This window comes from Corynebacterium tuberculostearicum, assembly GCF_016894265.1.
GTDB lineage: Bacteria > Actinomycetota > Actinomycetes > Mycobacteriales > Mycobacteriaceae > Corynebacterium > Corynebacterium tuberculostearicum_D.
On record NZ_CP069791.1, the window covers coordinates 1,862,827 to 1,882,775 of the forward strand.

Sequence of the window (19,949 nt, forward strand, 5' to 3'; positions counted from 1 at the left end):
TTTGCAGTCTATTCCTACACGCAAATTGGGGTAACTGGAAACGGGTTTCACTACAAAACCACAGGTCAATGAAACTGACTTTCATTACGTCTAACAGGTTATGGGAATCATTTTCTATAGTTTCTGGTGAACTTGTGAGAACTGTAGAAAGGCCTTCCCAACTTTGGCTTCCCCACGCACCCGTTTCCTTGCCACGCTGAGCACTTTGGCGCTTATCACTCCCGCCACGGCTGTCGCAGGCCCCGATGATGGCAAGCACATCGCTACCAATACCCACGTTGACTCCCCCAAGTCTTTCTGGGAGAACAACGATTTCGTCCTAAAGTCCGAGTTTGGCGGTCAAGAGCCCCCAATTGCAGACACTGTTGCCTGGGTAGGCAAGGGCTACAGCGCCACGGATAACAGCAACCAGTATCTCTATACGCTTCCGGCAAACGGGACCCAAGACTACATTGGGGCCCCTGGCACGACTTACTACACAGCGCCGCACCAGGTATCCGGTAATACTTCGCCCATTTGGCTGGGCTTTGGCGCAGATGCTTCCTTACCCACGGACAAATTCCGTGACGGCGTAGCCTTCCTTGACTTGCTCAGCGTCGATGGCCCCGGCGAGGTGGAGCTTTTTACCAATAAAGATGAAGATGAGGACGGAACCCAGCTGCACCGTATGCTCGGTTCCTTCCCGGATTCGCCGCACTCTGCCTACCTTGTTGCCGGCACGCATACGCACAACTCCACTCTGTTTACCAAGCCCGGACGATACCGCCTGACCTACCGCACCAGTGCGCGCGGAAAGGACGGCCAGCTCATAGCCAATGAGCCACAGACCACCACCATCCAAGTTGGCGGGCAAAAGCCCAAAGAGGAGAAAACGCCGAGCCTCAAGGAGCGCTTCGCCCAGTCTGCGGCCGGCAACGCCGCTGCTGCAGGCTACAGCCTGCGCATGGCCCCCAAGTCCAATCCCGAAAAAGACGGTGACGACAAGCTCACCACCATTTCCTTCGACGCCAAGAACAAGGCACAAGGCACCCTCACTCTGCTTATCGACGGCTACTTCCTCACCGACCTTCCCGTCAAAAATGGGCATGCCCAGTGGGACGAATATATGGGCCCCGACCCGTCCCAGGTACAGGCCGTCTTTACCCCTGAGGGCGATTCCCCACGCTGGATATCCCAGCCCCTTGACTTCCAACCCGGCAAATCCAGCCACACCGATTCTTCTGCCGCCGCTGATACGTGGCAGCAAACCTCCCAGCAGCGCCAGCTTGCCCCCACCGAGGAAACCGAGCTAAAAGAGCTGGGCTACACCATCCGCATGCGCAAGCAGGGCAATGGTGGCACCAAGATCGTGGTGGATACCGACGATAAAAACTTCAACGGCCTTCTCACCGGCGGGCTCTATGACACGAAGGGGGCTAAATACCCCACTGTGGATCTGGAAACCCCTATTACTAACGGTCACGGCGAGGTTGCCTTTGATGAGGGCGAGTACTTCAAAGGCTATTTTGCCAAGGTTAACCTCTTCCCCCATTCCACCTTTAAGGCTGGACATGCTAGCAGCGTTATTACTGAGTCTTTTGCTTTTGGTGAAAACTATGAAATCAGTGGGAAGTTCTCCACTTCCAATGAAGAACCGGAGGCTACCCCAGGCAAGGAAGACACTCCGTCTTCCGTGCCGCAGCCAGGCACCGAAGAACCGCAAGACAGCAATGCACAATGCAGCGACAAGTACCTACTAGACCGTGGTCATGTAGACATCAAGGCCCAGCCTGCCGAGGGAGGCTTTGCAACGGTTCTGCGCGATGACACGGCACAGATAGACAAGAAATCTGTTGACCGCAAACTCGATGACGTGGTGCTCGGCGTACACGATAATGCGCTCACCCCGCGCAATAAGAAGCTCGCAGGCAAGGAGTTCGACTTCCTAGGAAAGCCTGGTGAGCGCTTCTATCACCTGCCGCAGACCCAGGACCAAAACATCATTTGGCCCGGCTATAACACCCAGGACCTGGATTATTCCTCAACCAAGGACAATGCCGTCAACCTCAACTTGAAGCCCACCTCCACGCCGGACGGTGCCGAATGGGGCGCATTTATCGATGGCTCCCATGGCAAAGGTTTTTCGGTCCTCGCCAATTCTGCGGCTAAGGACTACACCATCGAAACCAACTTTCCGGCCCATACCCATACGCACTGGGCCTTTTCCAAGCCTGGCTTGTACACCTTTGAGGCTACCTATACGGCCACGGGCACGGACGGCAAGGAACTAAAGTCCGCGCCCCAAACCCTCACCTTTGCCGTAGGCGATAAGACATTGGATTCCTGTTCCTTCCGCGCACCGGGCACGACCGGGAGCGGAAAGCCCAGCGAGAGTCCAACAGACAAGCCTTCTGCGGAGCCTTCTCAGGAGCCTTCCACGCAACCGTCCACCCCAGATACCCCGGACACACCAGCCCACCCCGGCCGGCCAGAAGAGCCTACAGGCTCCTCGTTTAGCCCGTGGAGTTTGGTCCTACCAGCGGTCCTCGTGGTGATTTTCAAGGCCTTTTATAACTTCTTCCGCGATAACGAGGACCTCATTCGCAAGCGCTTCGGCCTCAACTTCTAAGCCTCTTCTACCCCACTAACTAGACGGGAAACCTCAATGCATCATTCACCTTCTTTTGCCCCTCGGCGCATCCCGCTGCGGCGCCGATTCATTCACGTATTCGCTGCCGTCTTTGCGACAGCACTGGCCTTCTTCTCCCCCGCCGCGGCACTTGCCTTTGATGAGGTCTTCGACTCTGGCCACGTAGACGCCTTCTATGTCACGGCCCCAGATGGCCAGCTACACCTATCGATGAAGGAAGACATCACTGGATCGGGCGTTCCACGCTCCGGCGATGATGTGGTGCTCAAGGTTGTCGAGGATGCCTGGTCGGATGCCACCGAGGCCGTGCCAGAGATGGGCCAACCCACCTATTTCCTGCCGCAGACACAAGATCAGCGCATCATTTGGCCGGGCTGGGATACCCAGCCTGCACGCGATGGCGGCTTTGACAACGTTGACCTAGAATTCGCCGAAGTCTCTGGACCTGGTTCAGTGTATGTTTTTGAAACCAGCGGCTTTGGCGATGTCAAGACGGTGACCGATTCCGGCTCAATGGAGCTCACCAGCGGTGAGGTCATCAATCAACCCACTCCGGCCCACAGGCACGTCAACTGGGCCTTTAGCGAGGCTGGCACCTACACCATGACGGTGCGGGCCCACTCCAACGGCGAGTCCAGCAATGCTGTGACCTACACCTGGGAGGTGGGCGACGGCGGTGATGCGTCCACAGCGGATCGATCGGCTGACACGGGCGAGGTTAGCAATGACCAAGAAGCTTCTAGCACCCAACGATCAGCAGACAAGGGCGGCGCTGCAGCTGCCGATAAGTCCGGCGCCTCCGGGAACGAAGAGTGCACCCCGGGCATGACTCCGCAAATCAAGGACGATACGGTTTCCCCTTCCCAGTGGCGCGATGCTGATGGCGCTACCTTTTATCTCTCCGATAAATCCAGCGTCGATCTGCCCCAAGAGGTAGGCCCAGTGCCAGCCGGTCAGGCGTGGATGATTGGTTCTACCCAGGTCGATGGTGTGCCATGGCTCGGCGCTAATACCCAAAGCCCTTCAATGCGCGAGAATATCCCTGGCGATGTCACCTGGGAGTTAGCAGGCTTCAAGGGCCCTGGCCCGATGATGGTCTACTCCCAGGGCGGACTGGGAAAGATTGTGGGCGATGAGTGGTTCCGAGGCAATGCCGATGCGGCGGAGGGCACCTATTCGATTGCCCCCAATACGCACGTGCATCCCAACTGGGTCTTTGGTGCGCAGGGCACCTATGACGTCACCATTCGCCAGGTGGCCAAGACCGATGAGGGCAAGCAAGTTGCCGGTGAAGCGACACTTCACTTCGTGGTCGGCGGCGACAAGCCGGCTGAAGCCTTTGACAACGGTCACTTCGACTTGGGCGCTGCGGTAAATCCGGAGGGCGGCGACTGCGGGCATGGCGCTGCGGCAGGTGGGGCGTCGGCAAGCGCTGGTGGCTCTACCGCAAGCACCGGATCCAACACTGGCCAGTCTGGGCAGGCACACAGCAAGGGCGGTTCTTTAGCCAATACGGGGACTCCTATTGTTCCCTTTGGCATCGGAGCGTTGGGCTTGGGCATGCTCTTCCTCGGGCTAGGCATTGCCCGTCTAGCTGTAGCTAAGGCAGCGGACTAATGGCGCGTGCGCTATCCCATAGACGCAGGCTTCGGACCATAGGGGCGCTGCTGGGCTCCTGCCTGCTGGCCACTGGTTGTGCCCCTTCAGCTGCGTTGGATACCGGAAGCGGAGAAAAATTCGCCGTGGTGGCCACCACCCCGATCCTCGCGGATCTTGCGCGCAACGTCGCGGGAGAAGATGCCCGGGTACAAAGCCTTATCCCCAGCGGAAAAGATCCGCATACCTTTGAGCCAACGCTGCGCACGGTGCGCGATGTTGCCAATGCCGATTTGGCACTGAGCAATGGCTACTTGCTGGATCCACAGTCTCTCATCGATACGCTGCACGAATCCACCGATGCCCCCGTGGTGGAAGTCGCCGATGCTGCCTCCACCCGCGGTGCCACTCTGGTGCCGCTGGTAGAAGATGTCTCGCTCGAGGCAATTTGGCTGGGGCTGCGCATCAGCGGTGCACAGCAGCGTTCTTCCGGAGTGGACTTCCGCATGGTCTCTGCCGATGGGCCAGGTAACGTCGCGGCCTATGTGGTCTCTACCTTCGGCACCCCGGAGGTTCTTTTTAACTCGGCCGATGGCATCGATGGAAAAGACTCAGTGACCTTGCCGGCCAACGCCCACACGCACGTGTCCTGGGGATTTTCCCAGCCGGGAATCTACCACCTCGGGTTTCAAGCAGAGGGCACCGACGTCCAACACCTCACTGTGGCCGTGGGAGTAAACTCGCCTAAAGGCATGCAAGTGATAGATTCCGGACACCTGGATATTGCAGGAGACCTAGCCGAGCGACGCATTGACCTGCGCGACCAGGACAAGCGCTTCGACCCTGCCACCACCGTGGTGTCAATCCCCTCTTCGGTACTGCAGCCCATACCGCCGGATCCGTCCTACCGCTTCCTGGGCAGGCCGGGATCGGATACCTACCTATTGCCGCAGGCGGTGTTGGGAAAACACATCCACGGCGAGGTGGATCCGCACCTATGGCACAACGTGGACAACGCCATCGCCTACGTCGATGTCATTGCCGAGGAAATGGCGCAGGCAGATCCTTCCCACGGGGCGTCCTACCGCCAACGAGCGGAGGCCTACACCCAGCGCCTGCGGGATACGGATTCCTACGTAGAGCACGCCATTTCTTCCATTCCTCAAGAAAACCGGCACCTTGTGACCACGCACCACGGCTACGCCTATCTGGAGCAAGGTTATGACATGTCGGTGGCCGGCTTCGTCACTCCCAATCCGGCCATCGAGCCTTCCCCACGCGAAGTCATTTCCTTGCGCCGCACGCTGGAGAACCTCCATCTGCCAGCCGTATTTGTAGAACCCGTGCAGCAGGCAAGCGCCGAGCCCCTGAAGCAGGCTGCCGCGGAGCAAGGCGTGGAGCTGTGCCCCATCTACGGCGACACGTTCGATGACACCGTCAGCTCCTACATCGACCTTATGAAATTTAACGCTGATTCCCTGCAGCGTTGCCTGAACCCCAACCCCACCCATGGAGATAAAGATGCTTAAATTCGCTACTCGTACCGCCACCCGCACCGCCGCCTGCGTCCTCACTGCAGGTTTGGCACTTTCTACCAGCCCTGCTTGGGCGGGCGACCTGGCCCAGGTGGTCGGTGCCGATGAACACGTTGCCCCGCAGGGCGAAGAAAAGGTCATCGATACCGGTCACGTAGACGTTGGCGCCCTGCTTGATGGCACGGAGTCTGAGCTTATGGCCCGCGATGATGCCGGCGATAAGCCAGTCTGGCGTCACTTGGACGACCTCGTGTTTTCCGTGGGCGATAAGGCACAGCAAACCCTTCCCGATACGGATGACTTTGGCTTCGTTGGCGCTGAGTCCGGCGATAAGGTCTGGGTGGTTCCCCAAACCGAGCAGGTCGGGGTTCCCTGGCTGGGTTGGAATACCCAAGCGCCCTCGCTTGTCGATGCCGCCGATCGCGGAGTCACCATGGAATTCCTCGGCCACTCCGGTCCTGGCGATTTCTCCCTTTTCCTGCAAAACGGCGGCTTTGAAGCACCACAGCTGTTGTGGTCTACCGCGCAAAAGAGCGACGAAGACTTCTGGGTAGACCTCAATACCCACACCCATGCCAATTGGACGTTTACAGAGCCAGGCACCCATCAGGTAGGCATCAGAGTCAAAGGTAAGACCAAAGATGGCGCTGATTTCAGTACCGATGGCGTGCTCACCTTTGCCGTGGGCGATGATGCCGACGTCCAAGCGGCCCAAGACACTACTTGGAATCCAGACGATGCCCAGACCGCAGGCTCTTCCATCCCCACTTGGGTCTTTATCCTCGCCAGCGTGGGTGCAGTCGTACTCCTGCTGGCCCTTGGCCTAGTACTGCGCTCTTCCAAGCGGGGCGATAGCCGTGGCTAAACCGCTCATTTCCGTAGCCGACCTGGAAGTATCGCTATCCCACCGGCGCGTAATCACAGGTGCGAACCTAGAGGTCCGATCGGGCGAATTCATTGGGCTCTTAGGCCCCAATGGGGCGGGCAAGACCACACTTATGCGTGCCATCTTAGGGCTCATCCCCTCCTCCGGTACCCGAGAGATCGGGGGAATCGTAGGCTACGTGCCCCAGCGGCACGAGGTGGAATGGGGCTTTCCCATCAATGTCTACCGCACCGTACTCAGCGGGCGCACCGGCATCATTGGCTGGCTCAAACGGCCACGTGCCGCGGACCACGCCGCGGCGGCAGAAGCTCTTCGCCTGGTAAACATGGAAGATTTTTCCACCCGCCCCATCGAAGAGCTCTCCGGTGGTCAGCGCCAACGCGTCCTCATCGCCCGAGCGCTCGCCACGCAACCAGACGTGCTGCTGCTCGACGAGCCCTTCACCGGCCTCGACGCCCCCAATACCGAATCACTACTCGAGCTATTCGAAGAGCTTTCCCAGCGCGGCAAGGCCATCCTCATGTCCACCCACAACCTGTCTGAAGCGGCGCACTCCTGCCACCGCTTGGTCCTCTTCAACGGCACCGTGATGGCCGATGACTCCGCTCCGCGCCTTCTTCACCAGACCGCTCCGTGGACGCAAACCTTTGGTGTACGCGCCGGTTCTCCCCTGCTTTCTGCCATTGGAGTCTCCGCATGATAGAAATTTCCTTCCTCGATTTCCTCCGCGACCTTGCTAACCCCCACCTCGACTTTCTCGCCCGCGCGGTAGGTATTTCTGTGCTTGCGGCCATCGTCTGCGGCGTCGTCGGCTGCTACGTGGTGCTGCGCGGCATGGCCTTTATCGGCGACGCCGTCTCCCACGCGGTCTTTCCTGGCCTAGCCATTGCTTTCGCTTTGCAAGCCTCCGTGCTCGTCGGTGGCGCGGTGGCCGGTGCGGTTGTGGCGTTGCTCATCGCCGCCTTTTCGCAGCGCCGCCACGTACGGGCAGATTCCATCATCGGCATCTTCTTCGCCGCGGCCTTTGCCTTAGGCATGGTGATCATCTCGCGCACCGATGGCTATAGTGCTTCGCTGACCAGCTTTCTCTTCGGCTCGCTCACCGGCGTATCCCGCAGCGATATCATCGTCGCGGCCAGCGTGTGCACACTGGTTATCGCCGTCGTCGTAGCTTTTGGCCCCCAGCTCAACGCCACCTGCCTGGACCGGGAAACCGCCCGCGCCATGGGGCTTCCCGTTGTTGTGCTCGACATCATGTTGTACCTGTGCGTCACAGCCGCCGTGGTCATCTCTGTGAGCACCATTGGCAATATCTTGGTCCTCGCACTCCTCATCACCCCGGCCGCGACGGCACGCCTGCTTACCACGCATCTTGCGACCATGATGTGGCTTTCCGCCCTCATCGGCGCGCTGTCCAGCTTCCTCGGCATCTACCTGGCATGGGCCATTGATCTTCCAGCCGGCGCCACCATCGTGCTCACGCTCACCGTCATTTTCTTAAGCGTTTGGGCCATCCATCCACTCCTCGGCGCCCGCAAGCACGTCGGTGCCTCGCTTTCCGACGCCCCACGTCCCGACACCCCACGAAAGGAATCCGTTACCTCATGAAACCAGTCTGCCGCACCACGGTGGCCCTAGGCGCTGCCAGTCTCATCGGCCTCGGCTCACTTTCAGGGACGGGCGTAGCTGCCATAGCCCCCGCCTCCGCCCACGCAGAAGAGTCCGCCGCGGCCTGCTCCGCCAGCGACTTCGATCTCATTACCAAGGGCCACCAAGACATGGCGCTTAGCGGCGATTCCGGCGACCTCAGCTTCACCGTCAAAGACGATGACAAGGGAATCAAGCATGACTCTGAGACCTTTGCTATCGAGGTATCCGATGGGTTGAAACAGCCACTATCTGGGCTCGGAGATAGTTCCCTTCCTGAAGAAGGCTGGGTGCTGCCTCAAACCCAAGACCCCACCGCTCCCTGGCTGGGCTTTAACACCCAGGAGCTATCCCAAGACCTACTCGCTGCTGATGACACCGCAACCTTAAGCATGGCGATCGCACAGGGCCCGGAAGATGGGCGCATTGTGGCCTACCAGGCGGAGCTAGGCGAACCCACGGTGCTCATGGACACTGAAGATGGATCCGCCTGGGATTACCCAGGCAATTCGCATTCCCACCCGGCATTTGCGTTTACCAAGCCCGGAACCTACGCGGTGAGCTTTACCTTTGAGCTTCCCGACGGCTCCCGCCACCACCTCCATGCCGGCTTCCTCGTAGGAAAGCAGGCTGAGGCGAAGGACCTGTGCGACGTGGACTATTCCGAAGCGGATGCGGCCACTGGTTCTGGCAACGGCGCGGATAGCCGCCCCAAGCAACTGGAAAAGGACATCAAAGATGTAGACAAATCCATCGCCGGGTTGGACAAGGAACTGGAGAAGACCCTGCAGGAAGGCCAAAAATTCCTTGACGGCGGCGCACCTGACGATACCGAAAAGGACAAGCACTCAACGCACAAAAAGCCGGCGAATACTGAAAAGTCTGGAGCGCCACAAAAATCCCACGCTCCGACATCAACCCGATCCACTGCCCCTGCGCAAAAATCCAGTTCTGGTTCACAAACTACGACCCACCACTCGGCTAGCCGTGTCAACGAATCTGCCTCCACCGCAAAATCAGGCAAGAGCACGTCATCTGGCTCGCACTCCTCCGCTTCCACCAGCGGTTCTTCCCGCTCGACTGCCAAGAAGTCCGCCAGTAAGAAGGACACAAAATCCTCCTCCCGTACGAAAGCAAAGTCCGCCGACGCCCGCAGTGCACAGCATGTTCCAAATGCAACCGACAAAGAGAACAAGGACAGCAAGAATGTGCTGACCGATGCCGCTGCCTATACCTCTACCCTCGCAAAAAGCAGCTTCTGGGCGGGGACCCTGGCCGGACTGGGCGCATTCGCCTTAGCGCTCGGCATCGGGTTGTTGGTCTATGTCCAGTTCTTCCGCAAAAAGAAGACACCACACCAGCACCAGGCCAGTGATGCCACGGCGAACATACCGGGCGTCGATTAGCGCAGGCCCGGCTTAAGAAAGCACAAAACCCAGAGGATCTCTCCTCTGGGCTTTAGCGGTGGCTAAGAGCTCATGCTTCTATACCCGAGTCTTGGACGACAGGAAGTCCCAGACCACGTTCGGCGTATCTGGCTGCCAGAACCAGGTGTGGTCTTGCGGAACCTTAACCAATTGCACATCCTTTTGGCAGCCGTTAAAGCTCAAGCGTTCCGAGCCGCCTGCTTCCGGAGTGGACTGGAAGGTCATATCGCAGCGATTTCGCTTCAGATAGCCGCCGAGCACCGTACGAACAGGGAGGTATCCAGCCTCGTGCCGGTCACCGCCCTCATAGGTCATCATCTCGTCGTTAACGCCGTGCATGATGAGGGTATTCATCGGCGCATCGGCACAGTTGACCTCAACCGGGTTGTAGAAGGCACCCGAAACCATAGCTACAGCAGCAAAGGTGTCCTGTGCGTGGCAGCCAAGCACCGAGGTAAAGCCGCCTCCATTAGACATACCCATGGCGTATACGCGGTTTCGATCAACGTGGTAGTCCTTGTCTACCGAATCAAGAATGCGCTTGATAAAGCGGATATCCTCCCCATCGCGCGTCTTAGCATAAGGCGCAGCCTCCCAGGCGCGCTCGAATCCCTCTGGATAGACGATGATGGCCTCGTTATTGGCCTCAGTGGTCTGCATGCGTGCATAGCTGGAGTAGTTCTCCGGGGAATCTCCCCACCCACCGAAGCCGAAGAGAACGGGCGCCGCCTTTTCCGGCGAATAGTGGTTAGGAATACGCAACAAGTACCTACGGGTCTTACCCTCGTGCTCCATTTCTAGGGACTGCATGGAACCCGGCGCAAACGGCGGGTTCGGATTGATGCTGGTATCTACCATTGCCGGCCGCGGCGCTGGCTCGGGAAGAGACGATCCCTCAGGACCAGGCGCTGCATTGTCATCGCTGCTGCCGCCTTCTACTGGTGCCGGGGTGGATTCCTTAACACCTTCTGGAACTAGGTGGGACCCATCAGGCTGCGGGGTAACCGGCTTTGCATTTTCGGGAGCAGGTGCTGGAGCTGGCGCTGGCTGTGGTGCATTTTCAGGGCCAGGGGCGGGTGCGGGAGGTGGCCCTTCTTGAGCATGGGCAGGAGCGGCGCACACAAGCGCAGCGCTAGCCAGCGCAGCAGCGAGGATCAGGTATAGAGAACGATAAAGAAACTTAGTAACATTAGCCACAAGGTTAGAATTAACCACATCCTTCACTTGATTCACTGTTTACACGCCCAGTGCACACTCAATTCTGTAAGAAAAGCCCAAGGCACTAAGCTAGATCCCCATGCACGAAGACAGACCAAGCACCGCCCCCGATTTTTTGCTTTCGCGAGCAACGGGGTCTGTCCGTACCCAAGGTGCGCGCCACACTTTTAATGACACCGACGCAGCGATTTCTGCCCTGCGCAGCAAAGATGTTGACATGGTCGTCGGTGCGATTCCGTTCGACTCTGACACACCCGCCGCGCTAACGGTGCCGGAGGCCATCATCCGCGAAGAGGGCCCCTTGGAGCCGCACGCCTACTACCGCAATAAAAGCCTAAACTCGCGAGTGGTCGGATTCGATCCAGAACCCGAAGAGCACCTACGCCGCGTAGAGGCAGCCATCGGCACGATCGAGACCTCCAAACTGGACAAGGTGGTTTTGGCCCGCGCCGTAGATATCGAATTCCCTGAGGCTATTGATCCGCGCCTGGTCGCGGCACGCCTTATCGAACTTTCCGCCAACCGCGATGGCTTCATTGCCGATCTCTCCCCTGCTGGGCGGCCGGGCGCGATGCTAGTTGGTTCTTCTCCAGAGGTTTTGGTCAAGCGTCAGGGCTCGACGGTGTCTACTTTCCCCTTGGCCGGATCGTCACCGCGCCGCGCCACAGCGGCTGAGGATCACATCGCAGGCCAAGATCTCTTGCATTCTGCCAAGGATCTCCACGAGCATTCCTTTGTAGTGGAACACCTGCGCCGGGTCCTGAGCCCGCTGTGCGAAAGGCTAGACATTCCGGATACCCCGCAACTTATTAGCACCAATGAGATGTGGCACCTTGGCACGCCAATTTCCGGAACGCTCAAGGATAAAGACTTGACCGCTCTTGAACTTGCCTTGGCAGCACACCCCACCCCGGCTATCTGTGGCACCCCTGCAGAGGCCGCCCAAGCTCTCATTGAGACGGCAGAAACGGACCGTGGATTCTATGCCGGAGCGGTCGGCTGGTGCGATAGCTCCGGCGACGGCGAGTACATGGTAGCTATCCGCTGCGCAGAAGTAGCCGGCGATGGGCTATCGGCGCGTGCTTGGGCCGGCGGTGGCATCGTAGGCGATTCCGACGCCCAGGCCGAACTGGAAGAAACCACGGCCAAGCTGCGCACCATATTGAAGGCGCTCAGCCTCTAGGCTGCACGCTTGGCGACGAGCACGACGTCGCTGCGGTGGTGCGCACACGCGCCTTCCCCACATCCAATGCCGAGGGCGGTGCCGGGGTTAAGTCCCGCGGCGTAATCGACAAGGGTCTCATTGGGGTTGCCCGATCACACCCGCCCAGAACTCTGGTAGTGTTCCCCCATTTCTTCGGAGGTGGGTACGCAGGCGCGGTGCTCCTAGTGGCTTGGGTTATGCACGGTGGACGGAGTTGCGCAGGGTGCCGAGGCCTGGGATCTCGATTTCGATGGTGTCGCCCGGGACCATAGGAGCGGTGCCAGCCGGGGAGCCTGTGGTAATGACATCACCAGGCAGCAAGGTATAGGCAGCGGAGATCTCCTCCAAAATGCCGCCCATCTTCACGATCATCTGGTTCGTATTGGAATCCTGCTTTTGCTCGCGAGAACCCTCGTGCGTCAGATACGCATTAATCTTCTGATCGTCCAGATTCAAGCTATCCAGATCGGTTTCGATCCACGGGCCGAGCGGGCAGAAAGTATCAATACCCTTGGCCCGAGCCCATTGACCATCCTTAAACTGCAGGTCGCGGGAAGAAACGTCGTTGCAGATGGTGTAGCCGAGCACATGGTCTTTCCAGTTCTCGGCCTTGATATTCTTCGACGGCTTGGAAATGACCACGGCTAGCTCGCCCTCAAACTCGACGTTGGTGGCGTAGTCCGGAATCTTGATTGCAGCATCCGGGCCAATGACCGCGGTAGATGGCTTAATGAAGATGGTGGGAGGAAGACTATCGGCAGACTTTTTGAAAACCTCGGCAACGTGGTCCGCATAGTTGCGGCCAAGTGCTACCACCTTGGTGGGAAGGGTCGGCGCCAAGAGGCGAACCTCGTTAAGTTTCCACTCGCGGCCGGTTGGCTCCGGCGGAGTAAAGGGCGTGCCGGCAATTTCCTTTGCTACTAGCTCTTCCATTGGGGCGTCTTTTGGCCCATCGATAATGGCGAAACAGATTCCTTCGGGGTGTGCAATTCGTCCTAAACGCATAGCGGCAATCCTACTCAATCGCTTCCTTCACATGTGTGCAAAGGGTACGGTGTTAATTAGTTAATTTGAGTAAATTTCCTTTGCCCATTACTCACCGTTACTAACCCCGGTGCGGAATACGGCAGGAAACGCTGGACACTTGGGGCGTCGGCAAGCGCCCAGCGCAAGAAGCCCGTTCTATTCGACGAGAAGCTGGACGATTCGGTCACCGACTTCGACGGTCTTTACCGGCCCATCGCCGCGGTGCGCAACATCTTGTGCCACAGCATCCTCAATCCGCTGCGCATTAGACTCATCGCCCAGGTGACGAAGAAGCATGGCGGCGGACAAGATTGCCGCCGTTGGGTCTGCAATCCCCTTACCCGCAATATCTGGCGCAGAACCATGCACCGGCTCGAACATGGAAGGATTCGCGCCTGAGGCATCGATGTTTCCGGATGCAGCAAGGCCAATACCGCCAGTTACCGCGCCCGCCAAATCGGTGAGAATGTCTCCAAAAAGATTATCGGTGACAATGACGTCATAGCGCGCCGGATCGGTCACCATATAAATGGTTGCAGCATCAATATGCTGGTAATCCACCCGAACCTCTGGAAACTCGGCGGCGACTTCATCAACGGTGCGCTGCCACAACCCACCAGCATTGACCAAGACATTTGTCTTGTGCACCAAGGTCAGATGCTTACTGCGCTGCGCTGCCCGCGCAAACGCATCGCGCACTACACGCTCCACGCCGAAACGAGTATTTTGCGATACCTCGCTGGCCACCTCGTGCTCAGTACCCTCACGCAAGGTACCGCCGTTTCCACAGTACAAACCCTCGGTACCTTCGCGCACCACAACGAAATCAATATCGCCCGGTTCAGCGAGCGGAGAGGAAGCGGTGGGATAGAGCTTAGAGGGACGCAGGTTCACGTGATGATCCAGCGCAAACCGCATCTTAAGCAACAGCCCCCGCTCCAGCACGCCCGGCGGCACCTCACCTGGGGCGCCGATCGCCCCCAACAGGATCGCATCGTGTTCGCGCAGGCTCTTCAAGTCTGCATCCGTGAGAAGTTCTCCGTTACGCAGATAACGTCGCACGCCCAGGTCATACTCAGTGGTTTCAATATCGGAGCGAACGGCGCGCAGCACCTTGAGCGCCTCGGCCGTCACTTCTGGTCCAATTCCGTCGCCGCCAATCACCGCAAGTTTCATTATGTAGGATTCCTTTCTCACAGAGTGGATATCAAGTTACCTTAGCAAAAGAAACCCGCACGGCGCAGGAAATTACCTAGCACCACGCGGGGTGAGATTCTGTTGCAGTCCGCAGCCTTATGCATCCATGTTCAGCTGTTCGCATTCAGCACCCAAGGCCGCATTAATTTCGGCGATGAGCTCCTCTGGCACCTCGGCCTCCACGCGCAGAATCAGCACCGCATCAGATTCCTGTTTACCGTGCGTAAGAGCGGCCGCCACGATGTTGATTCCCGCAGCTCCCAGCTTGGTACCCACCGTTCCCAATGCGCCTGGGGCGTCCGCGTAACGGAAGAAAAGATTGCGGCCGGTAGCACGCATATCTACGCCACGACCGTTGATGCGAATGAACTTTTCGGTTCCATCGATGCCGATGAGTGCGCCAGTGAGCGAGGAAGTCTCGCCATCAGCACCAATAACCTTCACCTGCAGGGACGAGCGGTGCCCCTTGGACTCCGCATTAGTAGATACCTCCACCTCTACCCCACGACTATTCGCGATCTGCATTGCATTGACAAAGGTCACCGGTTCCGAAGTCACAGCGCTAAACAGTCCCCGGACGGCAGAAAGTCCTAGCACTTCCACGTCTTCGGTAGACAACTCGCCACAGGCCTCCACCTCGACGGCAACGGGGGCTTGTCCCAAAAGGCGGCCAGCAGTAAGTCCTAGCTTGCGGGCGAGGTCCAACCAACCAGCAACCTCTTCTCTCACTGGCCCGCCGGAGACGTTGACCGCATCCGGGACGAACTCTCCGTCGATCGCCTTCAAGACAGACTCCGCGACATCGGTTCCCGCACGGTCCTGGGCCTCTACAGTGGAGGCGCCTAGGTGCGGGGACACGGTGACTTGCGGCAGCTTAAAGAGCGGAGAATCAGTGCACGGTTCCGTGGCATAAACGTCAAAGCCCGCACCTCGATGATGTCCCGACTCGATAGACTCAGCCAGAGCCGCTTCATCTACCAAACCGCCTCGCGCTGCGTTAATGAGAATCTGTCCTGGCTTCGCCTTGGCCAAAAGTTCCTTATCAAACATTCCGGTTGTCTCCGGAGTCTTTGGCAGGTGAATGGTCACGAAATCCGAACGCGACATCAGCTCTTCTAGCTCAACTAATTCCACGCCCAACGCTGCCGCGCGAGCCGGGTTGGCGTACGGATCGTGCGCGATAATAGTCGTTTCAAAAGACTTCAGACGCTGGGCAAAAAGCTGGCCGATGTGACCAAAGCCAACAATGCCGATGGTCTTTCCGTAGACCTCTACGCCCTTGAAAGAAGAGCGCTTCCACTCCCCTTCGCGCAGGGACTGGTCGGCCGCTGGTATCTGACGCGCCGTCGCTAAGAGCAGTGCAATTGCCTGTTCACACGCAGAGTGGATATTGGATGTTGGCGCATTGACCACCATGACACCCTTGTCTGTGGCCGCCGGAATATCGACATTATCCAGTCCCACCCCGGCACGGCCCACAATCTTGAGCTTTGTGGCCGCCTCCAATACCTCTGCGTCAACGGTTGTGGCAGAGCGCACCAGCAAAGCCTCTGCCTCCGGAACCGCGGCGAGGAGCTCGGCACGATTCGGCCCATCCACCCAACGGACCTCAACAGAATCCCCCAAGGCCGTAACCGTGGACTGGGCTAATTTATCGGCAATAAGGACTACCGGCTTCGACATATCTTCCTTCGCTTAAGTGAAATGCGGTGCACGCGGGTTGCCCGCGTGTCAAGGAAGTGTAGTTCAGTCAGGAGTGCCCTGCTTGATTTTTGCCTTAAATTCTTTTACTCGACCGAATTCCGGCCCCAAAGCTACTAAGGCGCCGTCCTCAAGGCCCGCAACAGCAGCCATGCTGTGCTTATCCGCTAGCGGATCGGCAGTCGGCACGACCAAAACTCTTCCACCGTAGGCTGCCGCAGTAATAACGTTCGCGATGGGACTATCCTTAGTGGCAACGATATTTGGCGCCATCTGACCGTCCCTGCGGGACTGTGCTGGGATGGGTTGGTTCTTTTCCTCTCCGGCATCAAGTTCGCCTTCATACGGCACCCAGGCAGGACGCAGCTCCATATGGGGAGTCTTATCCAGCCGTGCAATATCCTTTACCATCTGCTCCGGCGAGGCTACCACCTTGGAACCATATTGGAATGCCGTGAACTCCCCCAGTGCTTTATGCGTTCCTGGATCCTTGATCACGCTGAATTCACCAGAGGTTTTCGTCCACGGCACGTCACCTACTACCACCAAGCGACTTACTCCCAAGTCCGTGAGCAACTTATGGATCTCCAAACGCCTAGCATCGTCATACTGCACCGCTGGCAAATGCTGGTTTACCGCCAAGGTTGCTGCACGAAGAATAGACTTATCGTCCGGGGCAAAAAGGACAAGCGAATCCGAATCTTCAAAAAATAGTCGGCTGGCTTCAATTCCAATGGGGTCATTAACAATGACCAACTTGCCATCAAATTTCGGATCAATAAGACGGTTTTGGTTTTCCGCCTTGGCCTTGCTGAGATCGATTTCGGACTCATCCAGATCGGACAGACCACGCCTGACCAGCTTGGATTCTGTGACCGGAGTGCCACAGGCTGCTAGTGCAAGAGAAGCAACAAGCACTGTAGCGGCCAAGCGCACAGATTTAGCGATCAAAAGCTTGCGGACCTTCCTCTCCACCAAAAAGGTTTGCTTCATCCACATCGCGGATAACGGGTTTACCTAAAGCATATTCCACGATGCCCAAGAAACGGTGACGGCGGTCCGCAAGGAATTCACGCGGCTGTGACGCCCGCAGGAAATCCAGGTTCATTTCGTGGGATGCTAGCACCTCATCAAATTGCGCATCTTCCATGATGGACTTGGACTGAACGCGAGGTAGGTAGCGGTTGGGGGCGAAACCGTCGAGCACTACCTCGGTTCGCTTGCCCATCGGGGTGTAGTTCATCACCGACTCAGCCAAGACGGGATCAACTCCGTGACGCTTGCACCAATTTAGCGGGAATACAGGGAAAAAGCCTGGCTTGAGCTCTTCAAAGGTATGCCGGGTGAAAGCCTTTCCGGTGCGCCAGTCCTTCGCGCCGCGCGCCATGAGGAGGGCATAGAGTCCGTGCCATACGCCATCTTTGCCATCTACGGAAAGCAGCCGGGATTCACGGAAGGTGGCATCAGCGACGGTCTTCGGCGTCTCGTCCGTTGCACCGGCTACCCATTCGGTGACCTCATCTACGTCGCGAGCTGCACGCAGCTGCACTGCAGAAGAGCCGTAGAGCTCGCCAAAGACGCCACACCAGAACCATTGGTTGATGCGGTTCCAGGACTGCTCGGTAGAAAGCGCTCCCCCGCGCTTGGCCAAGCGGGCGATAATGACTGCCAGGGGAACAATCTGCTCATTAAACGGAACCTGATCCATGCTGAGGATGCACCGCTCCGCCAAGAACTCTGATACCTCACGGAAGGTAATGCGCAGATCGTTGGCTGCCGACTTGTACTCCGCCAATGACAATTTCAAAATATCCTCGCGCTGGCCACCTGCACAGCCCTTTTCACCGGAGACCAGAAGCGATACAGCGGAGAGAAACTCGGTGCGCCCAATTCCGTCCAAGGCTGGGGATTTACGCAAATCCTTTTCCACTTCTTGCCAATCAGCGGCCAAGTGGAAGCTGGGATCCTCAGAGGCAAAGACGGCAGTTAGGAGATCGAATACGTCCATCTGCAGGCCGGCCGAGTTCGCTTGGGCAAAAATCGAGCCGATGCCGGCTCGCTCCGTCTCGCGGGAAAGTCGAATCATTGGCAGGTCATAGCCGGACAAAGGTCGAATGATGCGATTGTTAAAGGCGGCCAGTTCCGCGCTATATTCCTGCTTAGTCGCCGCAAGTTCAAAAAGCATGCCGACGCCGTCTTCACTCAGCAGAGAGGCCACGGGAATGCACATATTCTCTAGCGCATCTTCGCGCGTTAGGATTTCGCTCTCAATTGCCGGTGCGAAGTGCGAGCAAATCTTGCCGTCTTGATTGACTGCGAAGATGGCATCATCCGGCATAAGATTGCCGCGTACGGCTGCGCGGATATCGATAAAGAAGCGGCGGTGAATCTTCTTCTTGCGGAAGTCAGTGGTATCTACAAAGCCCTCGCCGTTAAAGCAGTGATACAGGGTGGTCAGGCGCTGCTGCCCGTCTAAAAGGAGCAAGCCGGGGTCGACGCCAGTGTCAGGTGCGCCCGCAAGGGCACGGGGACGAAAGCGCATCTTTTCGTTTCGGGTGTCAAGAGCCATGAGCGCGCCGATGGGATAACCGCGCAGCACGGAAACAATAAGAGATCGAATACGATCTTCATCCCAGGCATAGCTGCGCTGGAAGTCAGGTAACTGGATATCCCCGCGATCAATTCGTGCAAAAAGGTCTTTGAGATCATAGCTTGGCGTCGTAAAACCCATGGCCCTCATCCTACTCCCCGCACCGGAGTTTTACCTGACACAAATAAGGCAAAACCCACGGTAAACATGCCTGTTCACCGTGGGTGTGCGCTGCAGACGCCGCCTTTTATTCCTAGGCAGTAGCATCCAGCGGGTTCTTGACCCAACTCATCAAATCGCGCAGCTTGGTGCCAGTCTTTTCAATTTCGTGCTGCGCAAATTCCTCACGCAGACTCTCCAGCTCCTTGTTGCCGCCCTCAATATTGGCCAGCAGGCGCTTGGTGAAGGTGCCATCCTGGATATCGGACAAGATACCCTTCATGCGCTGCTTGGCATCGGCATCAATAACGCGAGGGCCAGAAATGTAGCCGCCAAACTCGGCGGTATCAGATACCGAGTAGTTCATGTTGGCAATGCCGCCCTCAAACATCAGGTCCACGATGAGCTTCATCTCGTGCAGCACCTCAAAGTAGGCCATTTCTGGCTCGTAGCCAGCCTCAGTCAGAACCTCGAAGCCGGTGCGAATCAGAAACTCTACGCCACCGCACAGGACAGCCTGCTCGCCAAAGAGGTCAGTAACCGTCTCTGCTTCAAAGGTCGTCGGGATAACGCCGGCACGCGCACCGCCGATGGCTGCAGCATAAGACAGGGTCAGATCGTGGCCTTCGCCCTTAGGATCCTGTTCGGTCGCAATCAGGCACGGAACACCCTTGCCATCAACGAACTGGCGGCGAACCAGATGGCCAGGCCCCTTAGGGGCAACCATGCCGACGGTGACATTGGCCTGTGGTTCAATCAGCTTAAAGTGGATATTCAAGCCGTGCCCAAACAGCAGCGCATTGCCGTCTTCCAAGTTGGGGGCAATTTCATCTTCAAAGATCTGCTTCTGAGAGGTATCTGGTGCCAGCAGCATGATTACGTCTGCCCACTTGGCAGCTTCTGCAACGGTCTTGACCTCAAAACCGGCTTCCTCGGCCTTCGCCGCCGACTTGGAGCCTTCACGCAGACCAATAACAACCTCGACGCCGGAATCGCGCAGGTTCTGCGAGTGCGCGTGCCCCTGGGAGCCGTAGCCAATAACGGCTACCTTGCGACCCTGAATGATAGACAGATCCGCATCATCGTCGTAAAAGGTTTCAATAGCCATGTGGTAGTCCTCAATTCTGTAGTAAT

General features: G+C 57.8%; 15 protein-coding genes. 8 read left to right on the forward strand and 7 right to left on the reverse strand.

Going from position 1 to position 19,949, the window contains the following annotated elements; all coding sequences use genetic code 11:
* Window positions 1–163: 163 nt before the first annotated feature.
* From I6J28_RS08910 to I6J28_RS08940, 7 genes are read left to right on the forward strand one after another with little or no spacing between them, the layout of a single operon-like run.
* Window positions 164–2,608, forward strand: coding sequence for a choice-of-anchor M domain-containing protein (locus I6J28_RS08910; RefSeq protein ID WP_204609289.1), 2,445 nt, complete (start codon window positions 164–166; stop codon window positions 2,606–2,608).
* 36 nt (window positions 2,609–2,644) lie between these two features.
* Window positions 2,645–4,246 carry a choice-of-anchor M domain-containing protein gene (locus I6J28_RS08915; RefSeq protein WP_204609291.1) on the forward strand — a complete coding sequence of 534 codons (1,602 nt, stop codon included), beginning with the start codon at window positions 2,645–2,647 and terminating at the stop codon, window positions 4,244–4,246.
* The gene (locus I6J28_RS08920) at window positions 4,246–5,754 is read left to right on the forward strand and encodes an anchored repeat ABC transporter, substrate-binding protein (protein WP_204609293.1); all 1,509 of its coding nucleotides are present in this window, start codon (window positions 4,246–4,248) and stop codon (window positions 5,752–5,754) included. The genes I6J28_RS08915 and I6J28_RS08920 overlap by 1 nt, the downstream gene beginning before the upstream one ends.
* Complete coding sequence (locus tag I6J28_RS08925; RefSeq protein ID WP_204609296.1) at window positions 5,747–6,625, forward strand: choice-of-anchor M domain-containing protein; 879 nt, start codon at window positions 5,747–5,749, stop codon at window positions 6,623–6,625. Before I6J28_RS08920 ends, I6J28_RS08925 begins: the two co-directional genes overlap by 8 nt.
* A complete protein-coding gene (locus I6J28_RS08930) occupies window positions 6,612–7,346 on the forward strand; it encodes an anchored repeat-type ABC transporter ATP-binding subunit (protein ID WP_430516393.1) in 735 nt (244 codons plus the stop codon). Before I6J28_RS08925 ends, I6J28_RS08930 begins: the two co-directional genes overlap by 14 nt.
* On the forward strand, window positions 7,343–8,254 hold the full coding sequence (locus I6J28_RS08935) for an anchored repeat-type ABC transporter permease subunit (protein ID WP_204609302.1): 912 nt from the start codon (window positions 7,343–7,345) through the stop codon (window positions 8,252–8,254). Before I6J28_RS08930 ends, I6J28_RS08935 begins: the two co-directional genes overlap by 4 nt.
* Window positions 8,251–9,699, forward strand: a complete 1,449-nt coding sequence (locus I6J28_RS08940; RefSeq protein WP_204609304.1) for a choice-of-anchor M domain-containing protein — start codon at window positions 8,251–8,253, stop codon at window positions 9,697–9,699. The genes I6J28_RS08935 and I6J28_RS08940 overlap by 4 nt, the downstream gene beginning before the upstream one ends.
* 78 nt (window positions 9,700–9,777) lie before the next feature.
* Here the strand turns inward: I6J28_RS08940 and I6J28_RS08945 are convergent, their stop codons facing one another.
* Window positions 9,778–10,917 carry an alpha/beta hydrolase family esterase gene (locus tag I6J28_RS08945; protein WP_239454588.1) on the reverse strand — a complete coding sequence of 380 codons (1,140 nt, stop codon included), beginning with the start codon at window positions 10,915–10,917 and terminating at the stop codon, window positions 9,778–9,780.
* A gap of 100 nt (window positions 10,918–11,017) precedes the next feature.
* Here I6J28_RS08945 and I6J28_RS08950 point away from each other — a divergent pair, with 100 nt between their 5' ends.
* Window positions 11,018–12,121 carry an isochorismate synthase gene (locus I6J28_RS08950; RefSeq protein WP_204609306.1) on the forward strand — a complete coding sequence of 368 codons (1,104 nt, stop codon included), beginning with the start codon at window positions 11,018–11,020 and terminating at the stop codon, window positions 12,119–12,121.
* Between the two features lie 216 nt (window positions 12,122–12,337).
* Here I6J28_RS08950 and I6J28_RS08955 read toward each other — a convergent pair whose 3' ends face one another.
* The 6 genes from I6J28_RS08955 to ilvC all read right to left on the reverse strand — a co-directional run bounded on the left by I6J28_RS08955 (window position 12,338) and on the right by ilvC (window position 19,923).
* A complete protein-coding gene (locus tag I6J28_RS08955) occupies window positions 12,338–13,147 on the reverse strand; it encodes a fumarylacetoacetate hydrolase family protein (protein ID WP_204609308.1) in 810 nt (269 codons plus the stop codon).
* Window positions 13,148–13,324: 177 nt separating this feature from the next.
* On the reverse strand, window positions 13,325–14,344 hold the full coding sequence (locus tag I6J28_RS08960) for a 3-isopropylmalate dehydrogenase (RefSeq protein WP_204609310.1): 1,020 nt from the start codon (window positions 14,342–14,344) through the stop codon (window positions 13,325–13,327).
* A 117-nt stretch (window positions 14,345–14,461) separates the two neighbouring features.
* The gene (gene serA / locus I6J28_RS08965) at window positions 14,462–16,048 is read right to left on the reverse strand and encodes a phosphoglycerate dehydrogenase (RefSeq protein WP_204609312.1); all 1,587 of its coding nucleotides are present in this window, start codon (window positions 16,046–16,048) and stop codon (window positions 14,462–14,464) included.
* Between the two features lie 63 nt (window positions 16,049–16,111).
* Window positions 16,112–17,017: a hypothetical protein gene (locus I6J28_RS08970; RefSeq protein ID WP_239454589.1), complete on the reverse strand. Its 906-nt coding sequence runs from the start codon at window positions 17,015–17,017 to the stop codon at window positions 16,112–16,114.
* Window positions 17,007–18,797, reverse strand: coding sequence for a GmrSD restriction endonuclease domain-containing protein (locus I6J28_RS08975; protein WP_204609314.1), 1,791 nt, complete (start codon window positions 18,795–18,797; stop codon window positions 17,007–17,009). The genes I6J28_RS08970 and I6J28_RS08975 overlap by 11 nt, the downstream gene beginning before the upstream one ends.
* Window positions 18,798–18,909: 112 nt before the next feature.
* Window positions 18,910–19,923 (reverse strand): ketol-acid reductoisomerase, encoded by a 1,014-nt coding sequence (ilvC, locus tag I6J28_RS08980; RefSeq protein ID WP_204609317.1) that lies wholly within the window; start codon window positions 19,921–19,923, stop codon window positions 18,910–18,912.
* Window positions 19,924–19,949: the final 26 nt, after the last annotated feature.

Excerpts from the sequence above, each read along its gene's own strand:
- I6J28_RS08955 (WP_204609308.1), bottom strand. The coding sequence starts at position 13,147 with ATGCGTTTAGGACGAATTGCACACCCCGAAGGAATCTGTTTCGCCATT.
- I6J28_RS08950 (WP_204609306.1), top strand. The coding sequence starts at position 11,018 with ATGCACGAAGACAGACCAAGCACCGCCCCCGATTTTTTGCTTTCGCGA.
- I6J28_RS08925 (WP_204609296.1), top strand. The coding sequence starts at position 5,747 with ATGCTTAAATTCGCTACTCGTACCGCCACCCGCACCGCCGCCTGCGTC.
- I6J28_RS08975 (WP_204609314.1), bottom strand. The coding sequence starts at position 18,797 with ATGGGTTTTACGACGCCAAGCTATGATCTCAAAGACCTTTTTGCACGA.
- I6J28_RS08940 (WP_204609304.1), top strand. The coding sequence starts at position 8,251 with ATGAAACCAGTCTGCCGCACCACGGTGGCCCTAGGCGCTGCCAGTCTC.
- I6J28_RS08935 (WP_204609302.1), top strand. The coding sequence starts at position 7,343 with ATGATAGAAATTTCCTTCCTCGATTTCCTCCGCGACCTTGCTAACCCC.
- I6J28_RS08960 (WP_204609310.1), bottom strand. The coding sequence starts at position 14,344 with ATGAAACTTGCGGTGATTGGCGGCGACGGAATTGGACCAGAAGTGACG.
- I6J28_RS08920 (WP_204609293.1), top strand. The coding sequence starts at position 4,246 with ATGGCGCGTGCGCTATCCCATAGACGCAGGCTTCGGACCATAGGGGCG.
- I6J28_RS08915 (WP_204609291.1), top strand. The coding sequence starts at position 2,645 with ATGCATCATTCACCTTCTTTTGCCCCTCGGCGCATCCCGCTGCGGCGC.
- ilvC (WP_204609317.1), bottom strand. The coding sequence starts at position 19,923 with ATGGCTATTGAAACCTTTTACGACGATGATGCGGATCTGTCTATCATT.
- serA (WP_204609312.1), bottom strand. The coding sequence starts at position 16,048 with ATGTCGAAGCCGGTAGTCCTTATTGCCGATAAATTAGCCCAGTCCACG.